This is a genomic window from Promicromonospora kroppenstedtii DSM 19349 (genome assembly GCF_000515355.1).
GTDB classification, from domain to species: Bacteria; Actinomycetota; Actinomycetes; order Actinomycetales; family Cellulomonadaceae; genus Promicromonospora; species Promicromonospora kroppenstedtii.
Genome location: NZ_KI911565.1, coordinates 37679 through 46386, shown reverse-complemented (window position 1 = coordinate 46386; position 8708 = coordinate 37679). Strand labels below are relative to the sequence as shown.

8 protein-coding genes are annotated in these 8708 nt (G+C 72.0%); 6 read left to right on the top strand and 2 right to left on the bottom strand.

Annotated elements, in window-relative coordinates; all coding sequences use genetic code 11:
• Together PROKR_RS00265 and PROKR_RS00260 are read left to right on the top strand one after the other, a co-directional pair.
• Positions 1-929, top strand: a 929-nt coding sequence (locus PROKR_RS00265) for an alpha/beta hydrolase (RefSeq protein WP_084800167.1), incomplete at its 5' end; no start/stop codon positions are given.
• Positions 930-1016: 87 nt separating this feature from the next.
• Positions 1017-1310, top strand: coding sequence for a hypothetical protein (locus PROKR_RS00260; protein ID WP_036958729.1), 294 nt, complete (start codon positions 1017-1019; stop codon positions 1308-1310).
• A gap of 6 nt (positions 1311-1316) precedes the next feature.
• Here PROKR_RS00260 and PROKR_RS00255 read toward each other — a convergent pair whose 3' ends face one another.
• Positions 1317-1955, bottom strand: a complete 639-nt coding sequence (locus tag PROKR_RS00255; protein WP_036958728.1) for a DnaJ family domain-containing protein — start codon at positions 1953-1955, stop codon at positions 1317-1319.
• Positions 1956-2086: 131 nt separating this feature from the next.
• Here PROKR_RS00255 and PROKR_RS36705 point away from each other — a divergent pair, with 131 nt between their 5' ends.
• Complete coding sequence (locus tag PROKR_RS36705; RefSeq protein ID WP_157601779.1) at positions 2087-4042, top strand: SigE family RNA polymerase sigma factor; 1956 nt, start codon at positions 2087-2089, stop codon at positions 4040-4042.
• 51 nt (positions 4043-4093) lie between these two features.
• Complete coding sequence (locus tag PROKR_RS00245) at positions 4094-5263, top strand: aminotransferase class I/II-fold pyridoxal phosphate-dependent enzyme (RefSeq protein WP_036958726.1); 1170 nt, start codon at positions 4094-4096, stop codon at positions 5261-5263.
• Positions 5264-5296: 33 nt separating this feature from the next.
• Here PROKR_RS00245 and PROKR_RS00240 read toward each other — a convergent pair whose 3' ends face one another.
• Positions 5297-5761, bottom strand: coding sequence for a DUF6328 family protein (locus tag PROKR_RS00240; protein ID WP_036958724.1), 465 nt, complete (start codon positions 5759-5761; stop codon positions 5297-5299).
• A 151-nt stretch (positions 5762-5912) separates the two neighbouring features.
• Between PROKR_RS00240 and PROKR_RS00235 the strand changes: the two genes are divergently transcribed.
• Entirely contained in the window at positions 5913-7466 is a 1554-nt protein-coding gene (locus tag PROKR_RS00235; RefSeq protein WP_157601778.1) for a hypothetical protein, read from the top strand.
• A gap of 307 nt (positions 7467-7773) precedes the next feature.
• Positions 7774-8538 (top strand): TetR/AcrR family transcriptional regulator, encoded by a 765-nt coding sequence (locus tag PROKR_RS30330; protein ID WP_051432540.1) that lies wholly within the window; start codon positions 7774-7776, stop codon positions 8536-8538.
• Positions 8539-8708 lie beyond the last annotated feature (170 nt).

Sequence of the window (8708 nt, the reverse complement as noted above, 5' to 3'; positions counted from 1 at the left end):
GGCTGCGCCTGCCCGGCGCGGCGCACCGGCCCACCGACGGCGAGCCCGCGGGCCCGCCGGACGCCGGCGTCGACGTGCTCTACGTGCACGGCTGGCTCGACTACTTCTTCCAGACGCACCTCGCCGACTTCTGGGAGTCGCTCGGCGTGCGGTTCCACGCGCTCGACCTGCGGCGGTACGGGCGCAGCCTGCGCGAGGGTCAGACCCCGGGCTACGTCCGCAACCTGACCACCTACGACGAGGAGATCGAGGCCGCGCTCGAGGTCATGGGCCACGGGCGTGAGGCCGGGTCCGACCGCAGGCTCGTGCTCATGGGCCACTCGACGGGCGGCCTCATCCTCAGCCTGTGGACGGCGCGCAACCAGGAGCGGGTCGCGGGGCTGGTGCTGAACGGCCCGTGGCTGGAGTTCCAGACGCGTGAGGCGGGGCGCAAGCTCATGGAGCCCGGCATCCGGGTGCAGTCCGTGCTCGTGCCGCGCAGCCAGCTCGTCAACCTCGACCGTGGCCTCTACGCGCGCTCCATCTCGTCCCGCTTCGACGGCGAGTGGGACTACGACGTCGCCTGGCGGCCCGACGCCGGATGGCGCGCCACGCCCGCCTGGCTCGCCGCGATCTTCCGTGGGCAGGACCAGGTCGCCCGCGGTCTCGGCATCGACGTGCCGGTGCTGGTGCTGCTCAGCGCCCGCAGCAGCATCCCCACGCGCTGGACCGAGGACATGAAGGTCACCGACTCGGTGCTCGACGTGGTCGGGATCGCCCGGCGTGTGCCCGATCTCGGCTCCCTCACCACCCTCGTGCGCATCGCCGGCGGGCTCCACGACGCGACGCTCTCGGCGAAGCCTGCGCGGGACCAGGTGTGGCGCGAGACCGGGCGGTGGTTCCGCGGTTACGTGCTCGCCCAGGAGGCCGCGGAGCGGCCCGGCGCCTGAGCCGGCGGGCCCTGGCGAAGACAGGGTCATGGTGCGATGCTGGAAAGAGGTGCCCACTCCTACGTAGGGCACGAGGGGCGATGTGCCATGACAACGCACCAGGAGACTCACCCGCGGGCTCGCCGAGGCGGGCCGTTCCTCGCCCGCAACGAGGCCGTCGTCGGGCTGGTCGCGCTCATCCTCGGGATGCTGATATCCCAGGGAGCCGCCGAGGGAGTGACGATCATCGGCTGTATCACGATGGCCGTCGGGGCCGTCTCCAGCCGGTTCGGGGCGCACCGGGGCCGCATGGCGATCGCCGCGGGCCTGGGGTTCGCGCTCGGCTCGGTGCCCTACTGGCTGATGACCGCCGTGGTCATCGTGACGGCGTACGGGTTCTGACCCGGGTCACCAGAACTTCCACCAGGGTCGGCCGGCCGAGGCTCCCGGTCCGCGTCGCGGCGCCGGGACAGAGGCGGCGGCCCTTCGCGCTGCCCGGCGCTCCTGCCACCTGCGTACCTGCTCGTCGACGTCGCGGGTGGGCGTGACGACGGGTGGGCCACCCTGGAGCTGTCGTCTGGCGTCGACGACACGGGCGTTGAACTCCGTGACGATCTCCCGGACGCGCTCCTCCATCGCCTCGAGGTCGAGCCGGGCGTCGAGCTCGGCGTCGTCCTTCCGGAGCTGGGCCGACGGCAGGACGCCGGTGATGTTCTCGCGCTCGATCAGGCCCTTGACCCACCAGTCGGGGTCGTGCTTGCCGCCGATGCCCGGGATCGGCTTGCCGTGCAGGGGCAGGTTGTCGAACTCCCCGCGGCGCATCGCCTGGTCGATCACCACGTCCACGTAGCGCGAGCGCTCCTCGACGCTCATTGCGCCCGGACGCCGGCCCTCGTCGGCGCCGTCCTCGGCCGGCTCGGCGTCGTCGGCGTCGCCGGGGGAGGCGGGCCGCTCGGCGCGCTCCCCCTCGGCCTCCCGGTCCACGCGGTACTGCGCGGCCCGGCGGAGGGGGTCGTTGTCTGCGTCGTCGCGCGATCCCAGCGCCATGGCGGTCATGTTACAACTTTCACAAGCGGCCCGAAAGGGCAGCCGGGCGCAAGTTGGCGGCATGATGGCCCGGTGCGCGGTCATGTGGGGGACCAGGCAACCTCCGCGTGGTCCTGCCCGTGGTGGGTGGCATGAACGCCGAGACAGCCGAGCAGCCCGTCGTCGACCCGGCACGCGCCAGCGTGCTGGTCGCGCGCGACACCGACGCCGAGTTCGTCGACTTCGTGACGTCGGCCGGCCCGTACCTCTACCGGACGGCGTACCTGCTGTCGGGCGACGCGCATCAGGCCGAGGAGCTGGTCCAGGCCACGTTCGAGCGGACGTACCGGGCGTGGGCGAAGGCCCGGGTGGGGGAGCCGCGGGCCTACGCGCGGCGCATCCTGATGAACCTCCGGATCGACGGCTGGCGCAAGGACCGGCGGTCCGCCGTGACGGACGACGGCGTGGTGCCGCTCTCGCCCCTGCCGGACCACGCGGACGACGTCGCGGTCCGGGACGAGCTCGGCAGGGCGCTGCGCTCGCTGCCCCTGGGGCAGCGCCGGGTCGTGGTCCTGCGGCACCTGCTCGACCTGTCCGAGGCGCAGGTCGCCGACGAGCTCGGCATCTCGGCGGGCACGGTGAAGTCCACCAACTCCCGCGGGCTCGCGCGGCTGCGCTCGCTGCTCAGCGCGTCGGCGATCGACGCCGTGCCGGAGTTCCGGGCCGACGGCGGCCAGGTGCTGCGGCAGGCGCGGGCAGCGGCCCGACGACGGCGCGTGATCCAGGCCGTGGTGACCGTCGCGGGGGTGTTCGTGCTGGTCCTCGGCCTCCTGCTGGCCGGTCCGGTCCGCATGCCCGGCCTGGGTCCCGTGGTGCTGCCCGGCAGCGAGTGGTTGCGCACGGTGCTCGGGCTCGACGGCCGGGGGATCTCCGCTCTGCCCTTGGACCACACGGACACCGCGGCGTGCACCCGGCCCGATGACGAGGCGCCCACGACCTCGGTCGACACCATGTCCGCCGGCTGGGGCAGCCTCACCGTCGTCGGGGTGATCGACACCGCGGACGCGCATGACGTCGAGCGGTGTGTCGACGTCGTCGTCGACCACCGGTGGACGACGGCCGCCAGGGTCGAGGCCGACGCCCCGACCCTGGGCGCGGGCGAGAGCGTGCTCCACTGGTCCGACCCGGACCCGGCGCTCGACGGCGATCTCATCCCCGGCCCGTCCACGCTTGAGGCACTTGCCCCGGACGGCGAGGGATGGCGGGACGTGGTTCCCGTGGCGGAGACCGAGCAGGTCGACGGGCGCTGGCCGCAGGCCCTGGGCCTGGCCCGTCACGGGGACCGTGCCGCCTGGTTCGAGACGCCGAACACCCAGATCCTGGGGACGCTGCCGTGGACCCTGCGGCTCCTGGACGAGGAGGGGAGGGTGACGACGGTCAGCGACTCGTCGGCGCTGAAGGTCGCGGAGGCCGGGACGGCGGCGCTCGCGGACACGCTGCTCGGATGGACCACCACGCCGAACGTCGCACGGACCCGCTGTAACCAGACGCTCCACACGGCGGCGCTCGACGGATCCGTGCCGGTCCGCACCGGTGTCCGGGAGCGGGTCTGTGCCCTGGGATCGACGCCGGACGGCCTGCTGGTCGCGTACGAGGAGGGTTCGGGGGGCCCCGCCTCCGGGGCCGGATCCGGTACGACAACTGTCTTCGAGCTGCTCTCCGGTCCGGGCGATGTGGAGCCGGAGACGCTTCTCTCGATCCGGAACCAGGACATCGGATACGAAGCGGTATCCGCGCTCGGATACGACGCACGGCGGCTCGTCTTCGCCGCCGGTGACCTGCTCTACCTGGTGGACGTCAGCACGCTCACCACCTACCACGTGGAGGGTGCCTCACCCGTCGTCGCCCTGGACGTGTCCGCCGGGACCGTCGCGTGGTCGACCGAGGACGGTGCTGCCTACGCGATGGTGGACAGGGACGGCGCGCCGAGCGTCGTCCGGCTCTCTCGCGACCGGGCCGCGGTCGGGATCCACGGAGACCACATCGCCTGGAGCAGCCTCGGCGACAACGGCGTCGCGTCGTTGACATTCGGCCGGGTGCGCTGGTGAACCTTGCCCGGCGGGCCGCCGTCGGACTGCGCCGTGGGCCATGATGGCGACATGAAGGTCTCTCGCCGGTCCCACGTGCCCCCGTTCGCCGTCATGGAGGTGCTCGCCGCCGCGAACGCGCGCCGCGCCACCGGTGCGGACGTGCTCAACCTCTGCGCGGGGGAGCCGTCGACCGGTGCGTCCGACGTGGTGCGGGAGCGCGCCATCGCGCTGCTCCGTGACGGCAACCTCGGGTATACCGAGGCGATGGGTGTGCCGGCGCTGCGCGCCGAGATCGCGGGCCACTACCAGCGCTGGTACGGCGTCGACGTCGACCCCGCGCGGATCGCCGTGACCACGGGGTCGAGCGGTGGGTTCGTGCTCGCGTTCCTCGCGTCGTTCGACGTCGGCGACCGCGTGGCGCTCGCGCGGCCCGGCTACCCGGCCTACAAGAACATCCTGTCGGCGCTGGGCTGCGAGGTGGTGGAGCTCGACTGCGGACCCGAGACCCGCTACCAGCCCACGGTGTCGCAGCTCAACGAGGTCTACTACGGGGGCGGGCTCGACGGCGTCATGGTCGCCTCACCCGCGAACCCGACCGGCACGATGATCACGCCGGTGGAGCTGGCGGCCGTCGCGGAATGGTGCGCCGACCACGACGTGCGCCTGATCAGCGACGAGATCTACCACGGCATCGCCTACTCGGACGAGGTGGCGCAGGCGACGGCGGCGACGTTCGTCGACCGGGGCGCCGTCGTCGTGAACTCGTTCTCGAAGTACTGGGCGATGACCGGCTGGCGGCTCGGGTGGCTGGTGCTGCCCGACGAGCTGGTCGCGCCCGTCGACGCCCTCGCGAGCAACGTGGCGCTCTCGCCGCCGGCGCTCGCGCAGCACGCGGGCATCGCCGCCTTCTCGCCCGAAGGGTACGGGGCTGCCGCGCAGAACGTGGCGCGGTACGCGTCGTCGCGCACGCTGCTGCTGGAGCGGCTCGGCGAGCTCGGCTGGCGACCCGTCGCCCCGGCCGACGGCGCGTTCTACCTGTACGGGAACATCGCTTCGTTCGGGCTCGACTCGGTGACGTACTGCGCCCGCCTCCTCGCCGAGGCCGACGTCGCCATCACGCCTGGCACCGACTTCGACGGCGTGCACGGTGGCGAGTGGGTGCGGCTGTCGTTCGCGTCGTCGCTGGACACGGTGTCGCGTGCGGTGGACCGGATCGAGGCCTGGCACAAAACTCTCTGACCAGCCCTGACGCCCGTCAGGTGCCGGGCCCGCTCAGCCGCGTCGGCGCAGCGCCTCGGGGAGCAGCACCCACAGGAGCACCATCAGCACGAGCGCGGCGGAGCCGGCGACGATGCCCGCCGTCCGCCCGACCACGACGTCGAAGACGAGCACCGCCACGCCCGTGATCACCAGGGCGAGCACGGCGAGCGCGATCCGGGTGATGCGGTCGGTCAGCGTGACGATGTTGCCCTTCATGCGCTTGCGGAACAGCGCGCGGTGCACGCTCACCGGGGCGACGATCAGCGCGGTTGCGACCACCGCGGCGATGACGAGCGCCAGGTAGACGGTCACCTGGTACCGGTCGAGGTCGGCGAACCGGGACTGGAACGGCAGCGTGAGCAGGAAGCCGGTCAGGATCTGCACGCCGGTCTGCATGACGCGCAGCTCCTGGAGCAGCTCGTTCCAGTTCCGGTCCGCGCGTTCGTTCGGCGTCTCCTGGCGTCCGTCGGTCTGCATAGTCCCCATTCTTACCTGGCGTCCGATTTACCGAGCTGGGCGAGGGAAATTCACCCGGCCGCATCACCGCCTCCCGTGGCCCGCTCCCGCCCGCCGGGAGAACATCTGGCTGGGCGGGACGCGTCCGCGTCCCTCTGACGAGGGGGCTGCTTTGAACAGATCGAGGATGCGTGCGCCGCTGGGCCTGGCGCTCGGGGCCGCACTGCTGATGACCGGCGTCGCCGCGACACCGAGCGTGGCGGCCGAGGTGAGCACCGCGCCGCCGCCGGGCATCACCGCGGACCGCGTGACCAACGAGGTGGACGACGTCGTCGTCTCCGCGAAGATCTCCCTGCCGCCCGGCGGGGACGTGGTCGGGTCCGTCACCGGAACCCTGGCCATCACGCACAACGGCTCCTCGGCGGCCATGCGCTCCGGGCGCATGACCATGATCGATCCCGAGGGCCGCAGCCTGACCGGCGCGCAGTTCGTGGCCTCCGGGACGGCGAACACGTGGACCTCGACCGTCCAGCTCCCCGCCGACGTCGAGTCCGGCACCTTCGAGGTGTCGGTGAACGCCGAGATCGACGTGACCACCACCGACGGCGTCGTCAAGGTGCCGATCCGCACAGCGGACCCGGTCCTGGTGCCGTTCCGGGCCAAGCGCAACATCCCGCTGATCTGGACCTCGACGTCGAGCGCACCCGCGGGCTCGACCATCTCGGTCCACGGCGCCGCGAACATCCGGAGCCTCGGCACCGGTGACTACTCGCCGGCCACGGGCCAGGAGGTCAAGCTGTACTTCGACCCCTCGGGCGACGCGCCGGAGGTTTTCATCGACACCCTCACGACGGACGACCGGGGCTACTTCACGACCCGGCAGAAGCCGGGCGCGTCGGGCAAGTGGCGTGCGGAGATGCCGATGACCGACACGGGCGCGAAGGCGGTGTGGACCCTGACCTCGGCGGAACGGGCCCGCGACACCAAACTGCGCGAGGGCACGGTCACCGCCACCGCTGGTGGCTTCACGGCGGGCGACCACCTGATGACACACGACGTCGTGCTGGGCCTGGCCCCCGTGCAGCGTCGCGTCGACGTGGGCAGCCTCGACTTCACCGTGGGCGGCACCTCAGGTTGGCTGAGCGCCGAGAGCCGGCGCGGCGAGGGCAACTTCCCCGACGGGTACCGCGTGCAGCGGGACCTCACGCACTCCGGGCTCGGCACGAGCCACGCGACGTTCACCTTCAACCCGACGCTCCCCGCCGGCATCTATGACATCGGCATCCGCGACGAGATGAAGGCCTGCTCCGCACCGGACTGGGACGGCCTCGAGGGCGGCACCAGCAACTGCACGCACAACGTGCTGGTCGAGGACCCGACGGTCACGACGATCGTGGTCAAGCGGGCGAGCACCACGACGGTGACCGCCTCGCGGACGTCGGTACCGACGGCGCGGACCATCACGCTGAGCGGCGACGTCGAGCGGGTCCAGCTGGTCAGCACGGGTGGCGCGGCGATCCGGCCGGCGCCGAACGTGGCGGTGAAGGTGTACTTCGACCCCGCGGGCTCGGCGGCACCGGTCCTCAAGCAGGAGGTCACCACGGGCTCTGACGGCACGTTCTCGACGTCGGTCCGCGCCGCCTCCTCGGGCAGGTGGATCGTCAAGTACGCCGGGACGAGCCTGGTGGCGCCGTCCCAGGCGGGCGTGAACGTGTCGGTCGGCTAGCTCCACCTCGGCCGACGGCGGACAGAGGTCCGCCTCCGCCAGGTGATCAGGCATGGGTTCTCACGCGAATCCATGCCTGATCGGCTGGTGGGGGCGGACCTTTGTCGTGCGGTTCGTCGAGGCACTGGCAGTTAGTCAGAGCCTCACGAGCTCCTCCACGCGGAGACCCGTGTGAAAGGTTCCGTGACCTGCGGGGCGGTTCGTATCACCGGTCATGCACAGGCAGTTGACCTGGTCAGTGTCCAGGTCTAGCCTCAAATATGACCAGATCAACGAATCTGGTCACATTTTCACGAGCGGAGGCGGCATGGGTGCGGCAGCACCGACGCGACGACGCGGCACGGCGCAGCGCAGGGCCGAGCGGGCGGAGCGGATCCTCGACGCCGGCACCGAGCTCGTCCTGCGCTGGGGCTACGACAAGACCACCATCGACGACGTCGCCAAGCTCGCCGGCGTCGCCAAGGGCACCATCTACCTGCACTGGGGTAGCCGAGAGGATCTGTTCGCCGCCCTCATGCGCCGGGACAGGGCCGAGATGATCGGCACGGTACGGCGGCGCCTCCGGGAACGCCCGGAGACCGCGACCCTGCCGGGACTGGTCGGCCATCTTGCGCACGAGATCCACCGGCGTCCGCTGCTGCAGGCCGCGATGGTGCAGGACTCCGCGGTGCTGGGCAAGCTCGTGGCCCGCAAGCAGACCAGCACCACCACGCCCGAGATGGTCGCCCCGTTCCGCGAGTACCTCGCCACGCTGCGGGAACACGGCATGGTGCGTGAGGACATGAGCGTCGAGGACCACCTCACCGTGCTCGCCGCGGTGCTGCACGGCTCACTGGTCTCGCTGCGCATGATGCCCGAGTCTCTGCGGGTCTCCGACGAGCGCGCCGGCGAGCTGATCGGCGACACGCTCGCTCGCGCCTTTGCCGCGGACCACCCACCGCCCGACGGCGCCCGCGCCGCCTGTGCGGACGCCACCCGTGAGTTCGTCGACCAGGCCTACGCGGTCGCGCGGGCCAAGCTGCGGGAGTCGCTCGGCGACGATCTTCCGCCAGAAGAAGGGGAACCGTCATGAGCACCGAGGTCACCAGCTCGTTCACGCTGCCGCTCGCGGATCCCGCGGCGGTCGAGCTGGCCACGACCGGCGGCAAGGGGGCTTCCCTCGCGCGCCTGGCCGCTGCCGGGCTGCCGGTCCCCGGCGGCTTCCACGTCACCACCGACGCCTACCGGGCGGCCGTGGCCGGC

What these genes read in the sequence shown, in the direction of transcription:
- PROKR_RS00260 (WP_036958729.1), top strand. Translation starts at nt 1,017, where the DNA reads ATGACAACGCACCAGGAGACTCACCCGCGGGCTCGCCGAGGCGGGCCG.
- PROKR_RS00255 (WP_036958728.1), bottom strand. Translation starts at nt 1,955, where the DNA reads ATGGCGCTGGGATCGCGCGACGACGCAGACAACGACCCCCTCCGCCGG.
- PROKR_RS36705 (WP_157601779.1), top strand. Translation starts at nt 2,087, where the DNA reads ATGAACGCCGAGACAGCCGAGCAGCCCGTCGTCGACCCGGCACGCGCC.
- PROKR_RS00245 (WP_036958726.1), top strand. Translation starts at nt 4,094, where the DNA reads ATGAAGGTCTCTCGCCGGTCCCACGTGCCCCCGTTCGCCGTCATGGAG.
- PROKR_RS00240 (WP_036958724.1), bottom strand. Translation starts at nt 5,761, where the DNA reads ATGCAGACCGACGGACGCCAGGAGACGCCGAACGAACGCGCGGACCGG.
- PROKR_RS30330 (WP_051432540.1), top strand. Translation starts at nt 7,774, where the DNA reads ATGGGTGCGGCAGCACCGACGCGACGACGCGGCACGGCGCAGCGCAGG.